The organism is Streptomyces sp. NPDC036764 (assembly GCF_055609385.1).
Genome location: NZ_JBVJPT010000008.1, coordinates 212,564 through 228,590 on the forward strand (window position 1 = coordinate 212,564; position 16,027 = coordinate 228,590).

General features: G+C 71.5%; 11 protein-coding genes. 9 read left to right on the top strand and 2 right to left on the bottom strand.

Translation table 11 applies throughout. From position 1 onward, the window contains the following. Nucleotides 1-43 precede the first annotated feature (43 nt). From ACZ69Q_RS27855 to ACZ69Q_RS27865, 3 genes are all read left to right on the top strand, one after another. On the top strand, nucleotides 44-1,090 hold the full coding sequence (locus ACZ69Q_RS27855) for an ATP-binding cassette domain-containing protein (protein ID WP_471046706.1): 1,047 nt from the start codon (nucleotides 44-46) through the stop codon (nucleotides 1,088-1,090). Continuing rightward, nucleotides 1,087-1,908 carry an ABC transporter permease gene (locus tag ACZ69Q_RS27860; RefSeq protein WP_471046708.1) on the top strand — a complete coding sequence of 274 codons (822 nt, stop codon included), beginning with the start codon at nucleotides 1,087-1,089 and terminating at the stop codon, nucleotides 1,906-1,908. The genes ACZ69Q_RS27855 and ACZ69Q_RS27860 overlap by 4 nt, the downstream gene beginning before the upstream one ends. Nucleotides 1,909-2,034: 126 nt before the next feature. Then, entirely contained in the window at nucleotides 2,035-3,546 is a 1,512-nt protein-coding gene (locus ACZ69Q_RS27865) for a cellulase family glycosylhydrolase (protein ID WP_471046710.1), read from the top strand. 104 nt (nucleotides 3,547-3,650) lie between these two features. On the opposite strand, the gene serC is transcribed toward ACZ69Q_RS27865, so the two are convergent. Next, complete coding sequence (gene serC / locus ACZ69Q_RS27870; protein ID WP_471046712.1) at nucleotides 3,651-4,769, bottom strand: phosphoserine transaminase; 1,119 nt, start codon at nucleotides 4,767-4,769, stop codon at nucleotides 3,651-3,653. 162 nt (nucleotides 4,770-4,931) lie between these two features. Here serC and ACZ69Q_RS27875 point away from each other — a divergent pair, with 162 nt between their 5' ends. From ACZ69Q_RS27875 to ACZ69Q_RS27885, 3 genes are all read left to right on the top strand, one after another. Beyond that, complete coding sequence (locus tag ACZ69Q_RS27875; RefSeq protein WP_471046714.1) at nucleotides 4,932-7,802, top strand: FAD-binding and (Fe-S)-binding domain-containing protein; 2,871 nt, start codon at nucleotides 4,932-4,934, stop codon at nucleotides 7,800-7,802. Nucleotides 7,803-8,213: 411 nt separating this feature from the next. Beyond that, on the top strand, nucleotides 8,214-9,338 hold the full coding sequence (locus ACZ69Q_RS27880; protein WP_471046716.1) for a lipid II:glycine glycyltransferase FemX: 1,125 nt from the start codon (nucleotides 8,214-8,216) through the stop codon (nucleotides 9,336-9,338). Between the two features lie 165 nt (nucleotides 9,339-9,503). Beyond that, nucleotides 9,504-10,499, top strand: a complete 996-nt coding sequence (locus tag ACZ69Q_RS27885; RefSeq protein WP_471046718.1) for an EamA family transporter — start codon at nucleotides 9,504-9,506, stop codon at nucleotides 10,497-10,499. 168 nt (nucleotides 10,500-10,667) lie between these two features. Here ACZ69Q_RS27885 and ACZ69Q_RS27890 read toward each other — a convergent pair whose 3' ends face one another. Then, nucleotides 10,668-11,636, bottom strand: coding sequence for a hypothetical protein (locus ACZ69Q_RS27890; protein WP_471046720.1), 969 nt, complete (start codon nucleotides 11,634-11,636; stop codon nucleotides 10,668-10,670). Between the two features lie 298 nt (nucleotides 11,637-11,934). Between ACZ69Q_RS27890 and ACZ69Q_RS27895 the strand changes: the two genes are divergently transcribed. From ACZ69Q_RS27895 to ACZ69Q_RS27905, 3 genes are read left to right on the top strand one after another with little or no spacing between them, the layout of a single operon-like run. Next, on the top strand, nucleotides 11,935-12,729 hold the full coding sequence (locus ACZ69Q_RS27895; RefSeq protein WP_471046721.1) for a TIGR03084 family metal-binding protein: 795 nt from the start codon (nucleotides 11,935-11,937) through the stop codon (nucleotides 12,727-12,729). After that, complete coding sequence (locus tag ACZ69Q_RS27900) at nucleotides 12,726-14,426, top strand: acyclic terpene utilization AtuA family protein (protein ID WP_471046722.1); 1,701 nt, start codon at nucleotides 12,726-12,728, stop codon at nucleotides 14,424-14,426. Before ACZ69Q_RS27895 ends, ACZ69Q_RS27900 begins: the two co-directional genes overlap by 4 nt. Further along, entirely contained in the window at nucleotides 14,423-16,021 is a 1,599-nt protein-coding gene (locus tag ACZ69Q_RS27905; protein ID WP_471046724.1) for an acyl-CoA carboxylase subunit beta, read from the top strand. Before ACZ69Q_RS27900 ends, ACZ69Q_RS27905 begins: the two co-directional genes overlap by 4 nt. Nucleotides 16,022-16,027: the final 6 nt, after the last annotated feature.

The following is a 16,027-nucleotide window of genomic DNA, read 5'->3' on the forward strand; positions in this document are numbered from 1 at the left end:
GCGCAATCGGGTACGGTGTACTCAGTTACCGAAAGGGGGACCCATGGGCGACGAGCACGACGACGGATACGCGGTACGGGCCGAGGGGCTGGAGAAGCGCTACGGCGACAAACGCGCCCTCGACGGCTTCGACCTGGCCGTCCGTGAGGGCACGGTGCACGGCCTGCTCGGCCCGAACGGCGCCGGCAAGACCACCGCCGTGCGCATCCTGTCCACGCTGGTCAGGCTGGACGGCGGCCGGGCGAGCGTGGCCGGACTCGACGTGGCTCAACGGCCGCGCGAGGTACGGGCGCGTATCGGGCTCACCGGGCAGTACGCGGCCGTGGACGAGGTGCTCACCGGCCGGCAGAACCTGGAGATGTTCGGCCGGCTCTTCCACCTGGGCGGCAAGCGGGCCAAGTTGCGCGCCACCGAGCTGCTGGAGCAGTTCGACCTGGCCGACGCCGCCGACAAGGGTGTCGGCGGCTACAGCGGCGGCATGCGGCGCCGCCTCGACCTTGCCGCGTCGATGATCCTCGCGCCCGCCGTGCTCTTCCTGGACGAGCCGACGACCGGGCTCGACCCCCGAAGCCGGGGCGAGGTCTGGGATTCCGTACGGGCGTTGGTGGCGAGCGGCACGACCGTACTGCTGACCACCCAGTATCTGGAGGAGGCCGACAAGCTGGCCTCCCGCATCACCGTCATCGACCAGGGGCGGGCCATCGCCGACGACACCCCGGACGGGCTGAAGAACCTCGTCGGCGGCGACCGTATCGAGGTCGTGGTCGCGGAGCGCTCCGACATCCCGCGGGTGGCGAAGGTGATCGCCCGGGTCTCGGACGGCGAACCCGAGACGGAGGACGGCGAGTTGCGGGTGCACGCGCCCGTCATCGACCGGGTCTCCGCCCTGACGGAGGTCGCGCGCACACTCCAGGACGAGGGCGTCCAGGTCGAGGACATCGGGCTGCGCAGGCCGAGCCTCGACGACGTGTTCCTGCGGCTGACCGGGCACCGCGCCGAGAAGGCCGAGGGGGCGGAGGAGTCCGGGAAGGCCGGGAAGGCCGGCCCGACCGAGTACACCGAGAAGACCGAGAAGGAGGCCGTCGTATGACCGCCGTCGACCTGACCGTCCCGGCCACCCGCGGCCGCGTGTACTGGGCCCTCGCCGATGTGTGGAACATCGTCCGCCGCGGCCTCACGCACTATCAGCGCCAGCCCGTCAACATCGCCTGGCAGCTCGGCTTCCCGATCCTTTCCGTCCTCCTCTACGGCTATGTCTTCGGCAGTGCGATGCAGGTGCCCGGCGGCGGGGACTACAAGGACTTCCTGATGCCGGGCATGTTCGTGATGACCATGGCCTTCGGTTTCATCAACACCGCGACGGTCGTCGTCTACGACTCGACGAAGGGTGTCATCGACCGCTTCCGCTCGATGCCCATGTCCTCGTCCGCGGTGGTCGCCGGACGCGGGGTGACCGATCTGATCATCGCCTGCGCGGAGTTGGCCATCATGATGCTGACCGCCTTCGCGATGGGCTGGCGCCCGGACGGCGGGTTCGGCTTCCTCGGCGCGTTCGGGCTGCTGCTGTGGCTGCGGTTCGCGCTGATCTGGATCGGAGTGTGGCTGGGCCTGCTGGTGCCGAACCCGGAGGCGGCGGGCGGCCTGTTCGCGGTGGCCTTCCCGCTGACGATGATCTCCAGCATCTTCGTCGCACCGCAGCTCATGCCCGACTGGCTCGGCTGGGTGGCGGCCTGGAACCCCATCTCGTCCACCGCCGCGGCCGCCCGCGAACTGTTCGGGACGCCGGTCGGGGGCGGGGACTCCTGGGTCGAGCAGCACGCGCTGCTGATGGCCGGGGTGTGGCCGGTGATCCTCACGGCGATCTTCCTGCCGCTGGCGGTGCGGAGGTTCCAGAAGCTGAGCCGGTGAGGGCCGCCGTATCAAGTGACGCGGATGCTCTTGACGTGTCCATGAGACCTGTCTTCCATGGGAGGTGCGGGGGTGGGAGCGCTCCCACCCGTTCCGGACCCGCGCCTCCCGAGAGGAAGCAGCGACATGTTCGGCAGCTTGCGAAGAGTCCTGTGCGCGGTGGCGGCGGCGCTCCTGTTACCGCTGGCCGGAGCCGGCGCGCAGCCGGCCCACGCGGCGGAGCCCGGCGCCGGCCACTGGCACACCAGCGGCCGGCAGATCCTGGACGCCGCCGGGCAGCCGGTCCGGATCGCCGGGATCAACTGGTTCGGCTTCGAGACCGGCAACAACGTCGTGCACGGCCTCTGGTCGCGCGACTACAAGAGCATGATCGACCAGATGAGGTCGCTGGGCTACAACACGATCCGCATCCCCTACAGCGACGACATCTTCAAGAGCTCCACGGTCCCGAACAGCATCGACTTCTCCGGCGGCAAGAACGCCGACCTCCAGGGGCTCAACTCCCTCGGCGTGCTGGACAGGATCGTGGCGTACGCAGGTCGGGGCGGCCTGAAGGTCGTACTCGACCGGCACCGTCCGGACGCGGGCGGTCAGTCGGCGCTCTGGTACACCGCCGCGGTCCCCGAGTCGACCTGGATCGCCAACCTGAAGGCGCTCGCGACGCGTTACAGGGGCCAGGACACCGTCATCGGCATCGACCTGCACAACGAGCCGCACGATCCGGCCTGCTGGGGCTGCGGCGACACCACACGCGACTGGCGCCTGGCGGCCCAGCGGGCGGGCAACGCGGTCCTGTCCGTCAACCCCGACCTGCTGATCTTCGTCGAGGGCGTCCAGACCTTCGACGGCGTCTCCGGCTGGTGGGGCGGCAACCTGATGGGCGTCGCGCGGTACCCGGTGCAACTGGACGTGCCGGGCCGGCTCGTGTACTCCGCCCACGACTACGCCACGAGCGTGGCCCAGCAGAGCTGGTTCAGCGACCCGGCGTTCCCCGACAACATGCCGGGCATCTGGGACAAGTACTGGGGCTACATCTTCAAGCAGAACATCGCCCCCGTGTGGGTCGGCGAGTTCGGTACGACCCTCCAGTCGACGGTGGACCAGAAGTGGCTGGCGGCGCTGGTGGACTACCTGCGGCCGACGTCGGCGTACGGCGCCGACTCCTTCCACTGGACCTTCTGGTCCTGGAACCCCAACTCCGGTGACACGGGCGGCATCCTCAAGGACGACTGGTCGACCGTGGACACCGTGAAGGACGGCTACCTGAGAAGCGTCAAGGCGCCCGGCTTCCCGGCGGGCGGAGGCGGCGACCCGGACCCCGACCCCGGCGGCGGTACGGCATGCAGTGCCGTCTACACCGTCACCAGCGACTGGGGCGGCGGCTTCAACGCCGAGGTGAAGGTGACCAACCCGGGCACCACACCCGTCAACTCCTGGAAGGTCACCTGGACGTGGCCCGCCTCCCGGCAGATCACGTCCATGTGGAACGCCACTTACACCCGGACCGCCACCGGCACGATCACCGCGTCCAACGCGGCGCACAACGGGGCCGTCCCGGCGGGCGGTTCGGTGAGCTTCGGGTTCGGGGGTACTCCCGGGGGCGGCGGCGCGCCCGCGGTGACCTGCGAGGCCGCATGAACGAAGGGCGCCCGGCGGTGGTTCGCCGGGCGCCCTTCGCGCGTTGCGGGAGAAGCGGTTACAGCTTCTCGGGAGAAGCCGTTGCAGCTTCTTGGGAGAGGCGGTTACAGCTTCTCGATCACGTAGTCCACGCACTTCGTCAGTGCCTCGATGTCCGCCGGGTCGATCGCCGGGAACATCGCGACGCGGAGCTGGTTGCGGCCCAGCTTGCGGTAGGGCTCGGTGTCGACGATGCCGTTGGCGCGCAGGACCTTGGCGACGGCGGCGGCGTCGACCTCGGCCGTGAAGTCGATCGTGCCGATGACGGCCGAGCGCTTGGCCGGGTCGGTGACGAACGGGTTGGCGTACTTGATGTCCTCGGCCCAGCCGTACAGCGTCCGGGCGGAGGTGGCCGTGCGGCGCACCGCCCAGTCCAGGCCGCCCTGGCCGTTGATCCACTCCAACTGCTGGTTCAGCAGGAACAGGGTGGACAGGGCCGGGGTGTTGTACGTCTGGTTCTTGCGGGAGTTGTCGATCGCCGTGGGCAGCGAGAAGAACTCCGGGACGTGGCGGCCGGACGCGTGGATGCGCTCGGCACGCTCGATCGCGGCGGGGGAGAAGACGCCGATCCACAGGCCGCCGTCGGAGGCGAAGGACTTTTGCGGGGCGAAGTAGTAGACGTCGGTCTCGGAGACGTCGACCGGGAGGCCGCCGGCACCCGAGGTGGCGTCGACCAGGACCAGCGCGCCCTCGTCGGCGCCGGCCACGCGCTTGATGGGCATGGCCACACCGGTCGAGGTCTCGTTGTGGGTGAAGGCGTAGACGTCGACGCCCGCCTCGGCGACCGGCTCCGGGTGCGTGCCCGGCTCGCTGGTGATGACGTCCGGCTCGGCGAGCCACGGGGCGAGCTTGGCGGCCTTGGCGAACTTGGAGCTGAACTCACCGAAGGTGAGGTGCTGCGACCTGTTCTCGATCAGGCCGTGCGTCGCGATGTCCCAGAACGCGGTGGAGCCGCCGTTGCCGAGGATCACCTCGTAGCCGTCGGGGAGCTGGAACAGCTCGCTGATGCCCTCGCGCACCTGGCCGACCAGGTTCTTGACCGGGGCCTGGCGGTGGGAGGTGCCGAGCAGGGAGGTTCCGGTGGCGGCCAGCGCGTCCAGCGCTTCCGTCCGCACCTTGGAGGGGCCCGCGCCGAAACGTCCGTCGGCGGGCTTGATGTCAGCGGGAATCTGGATCTCAGCCACGGGGTGAGGTTAGCCGTTTCGGGAAACCTGGGTGAAACCTCGTCCGTCGGGTGAGACGAGTCTGTCGTGGCCGTCTTCCCGCCGGCCGGCGCCCCCGGACCCCTGCTTCGGCCCTGAACGGGCCTCGCCCTCAATCGCCGGACGGGCTGATTGAGTGGACGCATGTCGGAACTTGAGGCAGAGCTGCGCAAGGCCGTCCGGGGTGAGGTCGGGTTCGATGTCACCTCTCGGGCGTTGACGACGATGGACGCGTCCAACTATCGACGGGTCCCCCTGGGTGTGGTCGCACCACATGACGCCGACGACGTCGCCGCCGTGCTGGAGGTGTGTCGGGACCACATGGTGCCGGTGGTGGCGCGGGGCGGCGGTACGTCGATCGCCGGGCAGGCCACCGGCACCGGCATCGTCGTGGACTTCACCCGGCACATGAACCGGCTCGTGTCCCTGGACCCGGACACCCGCACCGCCGTCGTCCAGCCCGGCCTCGTCCTCGACCGGCTCCAGGAGGCCGCCGCCCCGCACGGCCTGCGCTTCGGACCCGATCCCTCCACCCACAGCCGCTGCACCCTCGGCGGCATGATCGGCAACAACTCCTGCGGCTCGCACTCGGTGGCGTGGGGGACCACCGCCGACAGCGTGCGGGAACTGGACGTCATCAGCGGGCGCGGGGAGCGGCTGCGACTGGGGCGGGAGTGGGCCGGCGCGCCGCAGGGGCTGCGGGAGGTGGTGGACGGGGAGCTTGCCCAACTGCGCACCGGCTTCCCCGAGCTGCCCCGCCGTATCTCCGGCTACGCGCTCGACGCGCTGCTGCCCGAGAAGGGCGCCGACGTCGCCCGTTCCTTCTGCGGCAGCGAGGGCACCCTCGGCATCCTCACCGAGGCGGTCGTACGGCTCGTCGAGGCGCCACGCGCGCGTGCGCTCGCCGTGCTGGGGTACGGCGACGAGAGCGCGGCGGCCGAGGCGGCTGCCGGGCTGCTGCCGTACAGGCCGCTCACCGTGGAGGGCATGGCGGCCGACCTGGTGCCTTCGGCGCACGTACTGCCCAGGGGCGGCGCCTGGCTGTTCGTGGAGACGGGCGGGGAGTCGGAGGGCGAGGCACGCGCGCGTGCGGAGGCGATCGTGCGGGCCGCCGATGTGGTCGGGTCGATGGTCGTCACCGACCCGGGGCGGCAGCGGGCGCTGTGGCGCATCCGGGAGGACGCCAGCGGTACGGCGACCCGGATGCCGGACGGAAGCGAGGCCTGGCCCGGCTGGGAGGACTGCGCGGTGCCGCCGCGGCGGCTCGGGGCGTACCTGAGGGACTTCCGGGCGCTGCTGACCGCGCACGGGCTGCGCGGGACGCCGTACGGGCACTTCGGGGACGGCTGCATCCATGTCCGTATCGACTTCGATCTGCTGACCGAGCCGGGCATCGCCCGCTTCCGGCGCTTCTCGGAGGAACTCGCCGAGGTCGTCGTGGCGCACGGGGGCTCGCTGTCCGGGGAGCACGGGGACGGGCAGGCGCGTGCCGAGCTGCTGCCGAAGATGTACGGGCAGGACATGGTCCGCCTCTTCGAGCGGGCCAAGGGCGTGTGGGACCCCGACGACCTGCTCAACCCGGGGATGCTGGTGCGCCCGGCCCCTCTCGACTCCAACCTCCGCTTCGCCGTCCTGCCCCGGAAGCCGGTGGACGTCGCCTTCGGCTACCCGGCCGACGGCGGCGACTTCTCGGCGGCCGTCCGGCGCTGCGTCGGGGTCGCGAAGTGCCGTACGACATCGGTGGCGGGCTCGGCGGTCATGTGCCCGTCGTTCCGGGCGACCGGCGAGGAGGAGCACTCCACGCGCGGGCGTGCCCGGCTGCTGCACGAGATGCTCGCCGGGGAACTGGTGACCGACGGATGGCGCTCCACGGAGGTGCGCGACGCGCTGGACCTGTGCCTGGCCTGCAAGGGCTGCCGGTCCGACTGCCCGGTCGAGGTCGACATGGCCACGTACAAGGCGGAGTTCCTGCACCACCACTACGAGGGCCGCAGGCGCCCGGCCGCGCACCACAGCATGGGCCGGCTCCCGCAGTGGCTGCGCCTTGTGGCACGCACGCGTACCGCCTCGCTGGTCAACCTCCTCGCCGGCGTACGGCCCCTGGCGTGGGCGGCGAAACGGCTCGGCGGGATCGCGCCGGAGCGGGACATCCCGCGGCTGGCGGCACGGACGTTCAGCCGGTGGTGGGAGCGGCGGGACAAGGACCCGGCCCGCGCGGGCGGTGACCTCGTCGTCCTGTGGCCGGACACCTTCACCGAGCACCTGTCGCCGTCCGTGGGACAGGCGGCCGTACGCGTGCTGGAGGCGGCCGGGCTGCGGGTCGCGCTGCCGCCGACGGTGCGGTGGAGGACGCCGGCGGGGGGCGGCGCGGGACTGACGGTGGCGATGGATCCGGCGTCCCTCCTGCGCGGCCGGGAGCGCGTGTGCTGCGGCCTGACGTACGTCTCCACGGGGCAGCTCGACCGTGCCCGCGCGGTGCTGCGGCGCACGCTCGACCTGATGGAGCCGGTGCTGGAGACGGCCGCCCCGGTCGTCGTCCTGGAGCCGAGCTGTGCCGCGGCGCTGCGCTCGGACCTGCCGGAACTGCTGCACGACGATCCGCGGGCCCGCCGCTTGGCCGACCGGGTCCTGACCTTCGCGGAGGCGCTGGAGCGGCTCGCGCCCGACTGGACGCCGCCCCGCGTCGAACGGCCGGCGGTCGGGCAGACCCACTGCCACCAGCACGCGGTCCTGGGCGACGCGCCCGACCGGCGACTGCGCGAGGCCGCGGGGCTGTCGGGGGAGCTGAGCGGCGGCTGCTGCGGCCTCGCGGGCAACTTCGGCTTCGAGAAGGGGCACTTCGAGGTGTCGGTGGCCTGCGCGGAGGAGCAGGTGCTGCCGGCGGTCCGGGGCGCGGGTGAGGAAACCGTGGTGCTGGCGGACGGGTTCTCCTGCCGGACCCAGATGGAGCAGTTGGCGGGGGTGCGGGGGCGGCATTTGGCGGAGGTGTTGGCGGAGGGGCTGGGGAAGGGCTGACGGAGGGGCTGGGCGACGGGTCGGGGTAGCCGGTGCGGTTGGGGTGACGGGGGAGGGGGGTGCCTGGGTGCGGGCGGGTGCGGGTGCGTGGCTGGGTGCGGGTGCGTGGGGGCTGGTCGCGCAGTTCCCCGCGCCCCTGGGGGGCAGGGCCGTCGGTTCATTGGTCGGTGGCCCTGAGGGTTGCAGGGCTGTCGGTTCATTGGCCGGGCTTGCGAGGGCTGGTCGCGCAGTTTTCGATGCCGGCCGTCCCGGCCCTCCGGGCGCGTAGGCCGATCGTGAGGGAGCGGGGCGCACGAGGTGAGACCGGGCGAGGGCCCGCTTAGGCTGGATGATCACCAGCTTGTTCGACCTCCGAGGGTGCGGCCATCGGCACCCGGCCGCCCCCGCCCGGTCACCGACAGGAGCCCGTCCATGCCTCTCCTCCTCCGGCCCATCACCCGCGACGAGCATCTGGCCTTCGTCACGACCCGCCCGTCCGCCAGCCATATGCAGCTCCCGTCCTGGGGCGATGTGAAACCGGACTGGACGGCGGAGAGCGTGGGCTGGTTCGACGGGGACGGGCGCCTGGTGGGGGCGGGGCTCGTGCTCTACCGGCCGCTGCCGAAGCTGAAGCGGTACCTGGCGTATCTGCCCGAGGGACCGCTGATCGACTGGCACGCGCCCGACCTCGTGGAGCGGTGGCTGGAGCCGATGCTCGCGTATCTCAAGGGCAAGGGCGCCTTCTCCGTGAAGATGGGTCCGCCCGTCGTCGCGCGGCGCTGGAGCCCCGACGCGGTGAAGGCGGCCATCGCCGACCCGGCCGCCAGGCGGCTGCGGGACGCGGAGCCGACGTCGTACGAACCGGGCGCCCAGGACGTCGCCGACCGGCTGCGGCGGTCCGGCTGGCGGCAGGCCGAGCCGGGCGGCGAGGAGGGCTTCGCGGCCGGGCAGCCGCGCTACGTCTGCCAGGTGCCGTTCGCCGGTCGCACGCCGGACGACATCCACCGCGGCCTCAACCAGCAGTGGCGGCGCAACATCAAGAAGGCCGAGAAGGCGGGCGTGAAGGTCGTGCAGGGCGGCTACGAGGACCTGCCCGTGTTCTACGACCTCTACGTCGAGACCGCCGAGCGCGACCGTTTCATCCCGCGCCCGCTGCCCTACTTCCAGCGCATGTTCACCGCCCTCACCGCCGAGCACCCCGACCGGATGCGGCTCTACCTCGCCCACCACGACGGCGACACCCTCGCCGCCGCCACGATGCTGACCGTCGGCGAGCACGTCTGGTACTCCTACGGCGCCTCCACCAGCCGCAAGCGCGAGGTCCAGCCCAACAACGCCATGCAGTGGCGGATGATGACCGACGCCCATGAACTGGGCGCCGCCGTCTACGACTTCCGCGGCATCACCGACACGCTGGAGGAGTCCAACCACCTGCTGGGCCTGCTGCGGTTCAAGGTGGGCGCCGGCGGTGAGGCGGTCGAGTACCTGGGGGAGTGGGACTTCCCGCTCAACCGGATGCTGCACAAGGCGCTGGATCTGTATATGGCGCGGCGGTAGTCACCGGCCGGCCGACTGGCCGGCCGGCGCCGACGCCGGTTCAGGCCCTCGGGTCCACACTCTGGGACAGTGGCATAACGGGTTCACACACCTGACGAGGTCTACTAACCTGGACTCGGAAGTGCACTGCGATGAACGAACCCGAGTCGAGCCCCTGGAACGCCCGTGAGCACCCCTGACGCCGCCACACCCTCACCGACCCGCGCCCGGGCCGTCCCGGAGTCATCGACCGGTGTTCGGGCCGTCCCGGATTCATCGGCCGGTGCCCCGCGTCGCTGGGGTTCGCTCGGTCCCGTGGGCTTGGTACTGGCCGGCGGGATCTCGGTGCAGTTCGGCGGCGCACTCGCGGTCAGCCTGATGCCGAGGGCCGGTGCGCTCGGTGTGGTGGCGCTGCGGCTGCTGGTGGCGGCGATCGTCCTGCTGGTGGTCTGCCGCCCCCGGCTGCGCGGTCACTCCCGGACCGACTGGGGCACGGTGGTCGTCTTCGGCATCACCATGGCCGCGATGAACGGCCTCTTCTACCAGTCGGTCGCCCGCATCCCCCTGGGTCCCGCGGTCACCCTGGAGGTCCTCGGCCCGCTCGCCCTCTCCGTCCTGAGCTCGCGCCGCGCCGTCAACTTCGTCTGGGCCGGACTCGCCCTCGCCGGCGTCTTCCTCCTCGGCGGCGGAGGCTTCGGCAGCCTCGATCCCGTAGGTGTCGCTTTCGCCCTGGCTGCCGGCGCCATGTGGGCGGCCTACATAATCTTCAGCGCCCGCACGGGCCGACGCTTCCCCCAGGCCGACGGGCTCGCCCTCGCGATGGCGGTGGGGGCCGTACTGTTCCTGCCCCTCGGCATCGCCGAATCGGGTACGAAGCTCACCGACCCGGTGACCATCGGGCTGGGCGCGGCCGTGGCGATTCTGTCCTCGGTCCTGCCGTACACCCTCGAACTCCTCGCCCTGCGCCGCCTGCCCGCGGCGACCTTCGCCATCCTGATGAGCCTGGAACCGGCCGTCGCCGCCACCGCCGGCTTCCTCATCCTCGACCAGGCACTCTCCGCCGTACAGGCCCTGGCCATCGCCCTGGTCATCGCGGCGAGCATGGGAGCGGTGCGGACCCAGGTGGGACGGGGGAAGGTCAAGCCCGTGGAGACCGCGGCGGTGGAAGCCAAGCCCATGTAGGCCGAGCCCATGGAGGTCGAGTCCATGTAGGCCGACCCATGGAGGCTGAGCCCATGGAGGCTGAGCCCATGGAGGTCGAGTCCATGGACGCCGAACCCATGGACGCCAAGCCCATGTAGGCCGAGCCCGTCTCGGCCGCCGAACCCGTGGCAGTCGGCGACTTCCGGATCACGCCGACGGCGCGGGCCCCGGCGCCCCCTCGCGCATCAGCAGATCCCGGATGGCCAGGCCGTGCCGGGCGCGCAGTCGGCTCAGTTCCCACAGTCCCACCGCGGTCACCGAGACCGGGGCGCCGAGCATCAGCAGGATCCGGACCGGGGTCGGCACGCCCGCGTAGGCGCCCGTGAACAGGTCGACCAGGGCCAGCTCCCACACCAGTGTCATGGCCAGCAGCGGCGGCATCGTCTCGTGGATGTCGGCGGTGCGGAAGACGTGGACGAGGGCCAGGCCGACGCCCCAGATGATGAAGGGCAGCACCCATACGAAGATGACCACGCAGACGATGACCGTCACGGCCGTCATCGCCGCGTTGGTCGCGAAACGCCCGTCGACGAAGCCGGTGAGCACGACCACCGGGAACACGAACACCGCGCCGATGAGCGCCACGATCGCGCCGAAGGGCTTGGCGGCCCGGCGCAGCAACTCCCGGCGGGCCGTGGCCGGCACCAGGGAGAGCAGGATGCCCACGGCCACCGGGAATGTCACGGACAGCATCAGGACACTGATCCACGACTGGTCGGCACGCTTGTCGACGACGTCCCCGATGGAGTCCGCGATCTTGTAGGTGATCGACATCCACACCACGGCGGCCAGGCCCACGATGGTGCGGACCTTCTGCATCTGGGCGACCACGGGGTCCTCGACGATGCCCGGCCGGGACGGCTTGAACACCCTGCGCGCGGTGTGGACGGGGCCGAACCTCTGCCACAGCCGCATGAAGAGGCCGGGCGCCGGTTGCGGGTACGGCGGCTGGGGGTGGGGCGGATAGGGCTGCGGTGTGTAGGGGTGCGGGACCTGGGGCGGATAGCCCGCTCCGGGCGGCGCGGGCTGCGGCGGGTACGGGCCGGGCGACGGCGGATACGGCTGCCCGCCGTTCGGGTCGTAGGGCGGCTGCCCGCCCGGGTTCCAGTTGCTCATCCGTGTGTCTCCCCCGACGTGACCTATGTGCCTGATCGACATGTGCCTGATCCACATGTGCGCGACCGATGTGTGTGATCGACCCGTTGCTGAAGCAACAGGCGCGACGGCCGAGTGTATTGAGGGCACGCCACACCGACACCCTTCCCACCGTGAACACTTCCCAAGGGGCGCAAGCACCCTCGGCTTCAATTAATGCAAGCACGCTTGCTTGTTTTCGCTCGCGCTGCCATGCTCCTCACCACGCAGCGCCACACCGCACCACCCCGCACACCGCCGTGCCCCGAGGGAGCGCACCGTGTCCGATCCGACGCCCGTGTTCGACGATCTGCGCGAGGAGAGCGAGGAACTCGAACGGCTCCTGGTCGGTTCGAGCCCCGAGCAGTGGGCGCTCCCCACACCGGCGCCCAACTGGAGCGTCGCCCACCAGGTCGCGCACCTCGCCTGGACGGACCACTCGGCGCTGCTCGCGGTGACCGACGTGCCGGCGTTCCACGAACTGGTCGAGAAGGCCCTGAAATCGCCGGGATCCTTCGTCGACAACGGTGCGCAGGAGGGCGCTGCGCTGCCGCCCGCCGAGTTGCTGGCCCGGTGGCAGGAGGGGAGGGCCGCCCTGGACAGGGCGTTGCGCGAGGCTCCGCCCGGCGCCAAGATCCCCTGGTACGGCCCACCCATGTCCGCCGCCTCCATGGGTACGGCCCGGCTCATGGAGACCTGGGCCCACGGTCTCGACATCGCCGACGCACTCGGTGTGGTGCGCACACCCACCGACCGGCTCAGGCATGTGGTGTGGATCGGGGTAAGGACCCGTGACTTCGCCTTCGGTGTGCACGGGCTCCCGGCACCGCTCGACGACTTCCGCATCGAACTCGTATCGCCCTCCGGTGAGTTGTGGACCTACGGTCCCGAGGACGCCCCGCAGCGGGTCACCGGCCCGGCGCTCGACTTCTGTCTCCTTGTCACCCAGCGCGCCCACCGCTCCGACCTCGCCCTGTGCGCCGAAGGCCCGGACGCCGACCGCTGGTTCGACATCGCCCAGGTCTTCGCGGGCCCGCCCGGCGAGGGCCGCGCGCCGAAGGGGGCGGCCGGGTGACGCACGCACCCCGCCCGCTGCGGATCGGCAACGCCTCCGGCTTCTACGGCGACCGTTTCGACGCCATGCGAGAGATGCTCACCGGCGGCGAACTGGACGTCCTCACCGGCGACTACCTCGCCGAACTCACCATGCTGATCCTCGGCCGCGACCGGCTGAAGGACCCCGGCGCCGGATACGCCCGCACCTTCCTGCGTCAGCTCGAGGAGTGTCTCGGGCGCGCACAGGAGCGCGGCGTGCGGATCGTCGCCAACGCCGGCGGCCTCAATCCGGCCGGACTGGCGGACGCGGTACGGCGGCTGGCCGACCGGCTCGGCGTCCCCGTGCGGGTCGCCCATGTAGAGGGCGACGACCTCACCGCCGCCCACCCCGGCAGCCTCGCCGCGCACGCCTACCTCGGCGGCTTCGGTATCGCCGCCTGCCTGCGGGAGGGCGCGGACATCGTCGTCACCGGGCGGGTGACCGACGCTGCCCTCGTCACCGGCCCCGCCACCGCGCACTTCGGGTGGGGGCCCGGCGACCACGACCGGCTCGCGGGGGCTGTGGTCGCGGGACATGTGCTGGAGTGCGGGGCACAGGCGACCGGCGGCAACTACGCCTTCTTCCACGAGCACCCCAAGGACGGCGACCTGCGCCGCCCCGGCTTCCCGCTCGCCGAGCTGCACGAGGACGGCACCTGCGTCATCACCAAGCACCCCGGCACCGGCGGCTTCGTCGACGTCGGCACGGTCACGGCACAACTGCTGTACGAGACGTCCGGCGCCCGCTACGCCGGGCCGGACGTCACCGCCCGCCTCGACACCGTGCGGCTCACCCAGGACGGACCGGACCGCGTCCGCATCGAGGGCGTACGGGGCGAGGCTCCGCCCCCGACGCTCAAGGTCGGCGTCAACCGCCTCGGCGGGTTCCGGGGCGAGGTCGCCTTCGTGCTCACCGGCCTCGACATCGAGGCCAAGGCCGACCTCGTGCGCGCGCAGATGACCGACGCGCTCGCCAAGTCGCCGCCCGCCGAGGTCCGCTGGGACCTCGTACGCACCGACCGGCCGGACGCCGCGAGCGAGGAGACGGCGAGCGCACTGCTGCGGCTCGTCGTGCGTGACCCGTCCCAGGAGGCCGTCGGCCGGGCCTTGAGCGGAGCCGCGATCGAGCTGGCGCTCGCCAGCTACCCCGGCTTCCATGTGCTGGCCCCACCTGGAAAAGGCTCGCCCTATGGGGTCTTCGAGGATGTGTACGTCCCCCATGGCGCCGTCGACCATGTGGCCGTCCTCCACGACGGACGCCGGATCAATGTGCCGCCGGCCCACGACACCGTCGTACTCGGCGCGGTGCCGGAGCCGCCGCTGCCGCAGCCGTTGTCGCACGGGCCGACCAAGCGAGCGCCGCTCGGCCTCGTCGCGGGTGCCCGCAGCGGGGACAAGGGCGGCAACGCCAACGTCGGCGTCTGGGTGCGCTCGGACGAGGCCTGGTGCTGGCTCGCGCACGAGCTCACGGCCGACCGGTTCCGGGAGCTGATCCCCGAGAGCCGCCGGTTGAAGGTCACCCGGCACTCCCTGCCCAACCTCCGCGCCGTCAACTTCGTCGTCGAAGGAATCCTCGGCGAGGGCGTCGCCGCCCAGCACCGCTTCGACCCGCAGGCCAAGGCCCTCGGCGAATGGCTGCGCTCCCGTCACCTGGACATCCCGGAGAGTCTGCTGTGACCGTCCTGCCCTCCACCCTGGACACCAACGGCCCCGACTACCGGGCCAACCGCGAGACCATGCTCGCCAAGCTCGCCGACCTGGACGCCGAGCACGCCAAGGCCCTCGCCGGCGGCGGCCCCAAGTACGTCGAACGGCACCGGGGGCGCGGCAAGCTGCTCGCCCGCGAACGCATCGAGCTGCTCCTCGACCCCGACACACCGTTCCTGGAGCTGTCCCCGCTGGCCGCCTGGGGCAGCGACTACACCGTCGGCGCGTCCCTCGTCACCGGCATCGGGACCGTCGAGGGCGTGGAGTGCCTGATCACCGCCAACGACCCGACCGTGCGCGGCGGGGCGAGCAACCCCTGGTCGCTGAAGAAGGCCCTGCGCGCGAACGACATCGCGCTCGCCAACCGGCTGCCCTGCATCAACCTCGTCGAGTCAGGCGGCGCCGACCTGCCGTCCCAGAAAGAGATCTTCATCCCCGGCGGCGCCATCTTCCGGGACCTGACGCGGCTGTCGGCGGCCGGGATCCCCACGGTCGCGGTCGTCTTCGGCAACTCGACTGCGGGCGGCGCGTACGTCCCCGGCATGTCCGACCACGTGATCATGGTCAAGGAGCGCGCCAAGGTGTTCCTCGGCGGCCCGCCCCTGGTGAAGATGGCGACCGGCGAGGAGAGCGACGACGAGTCGCTGGGCGGCGCCGAGATGCACGCGCGCGTGTCGGGCCTCGCGGACTACTTCGCCGTCGACGAACCGGACGCCCTGCGCCAGGCACGGCGTGTGGTCGCCCGCCTCAACCACCGCAAGGCGTACGGCGATCCCGGCCCGGCCGAGCCGCCCAAGTACGACGCGGAGGAGCTCCTGGGCATCGTGCCCGGCGACCTGCGCACCCCCTTCGACCCGCGCGAGGTCGTCGCCCGGCTCGTCGACGCCTCCGACTTCGACGAGTTCAAGCCGATGTACGGCACGAGCCTGACCACCGGCTGGGCGGCCCTGCACGGCTATCCGATCGGCGTGCTGGCCAACGCCCAGGGCGTCCTGTTCAGCGAGGAGTCCCAGAAGGCCGCGCAGTTCATCCAGCTCGCCAACCAGCGCGACATCCCGCTGCTGTTCCTGCACAACACCACCGGCTACATGGTGGGCAGCCAGTACGAGCAGGGCGGCATCATCAAGCACGGCGCGATGATGATCAACGCGGTCAGCAACAGCCGCGTGCCCCATCTCTCGGTCCTCATGGGCGCGTCGTACGGAGCCGGCCACTACGGCATGTGCGGCCGCGCCTACGACCCCCGCTTCCTGTTCGCGTGGCCCAGCGCCAAGTCGGCCGTCATGGGCCCGCAGCAGCTCGCCGGCGTCCTGTCGATCGTCGCCCGCCAGTCGGCCGCCGCGAAGGGGCAGCCGTACGACGAAGAGGGCGACGCGGCGCTGCGGGCGATGGTGGAGCAGCAGATCGAGTCCGAGTCGCTGCCCATGTTCCTGTCCGGTCGGCTGTACGACGACGGCGTCATAGACCCGCGCGACACCCGCACGGTCCTCGGCATGTGTCTGTCCGCCATCCACACCGCGTCGTACGAGGGCGCGCGCGGTGGCTTCGGCGTCTTCCGGATGTGAGGAACC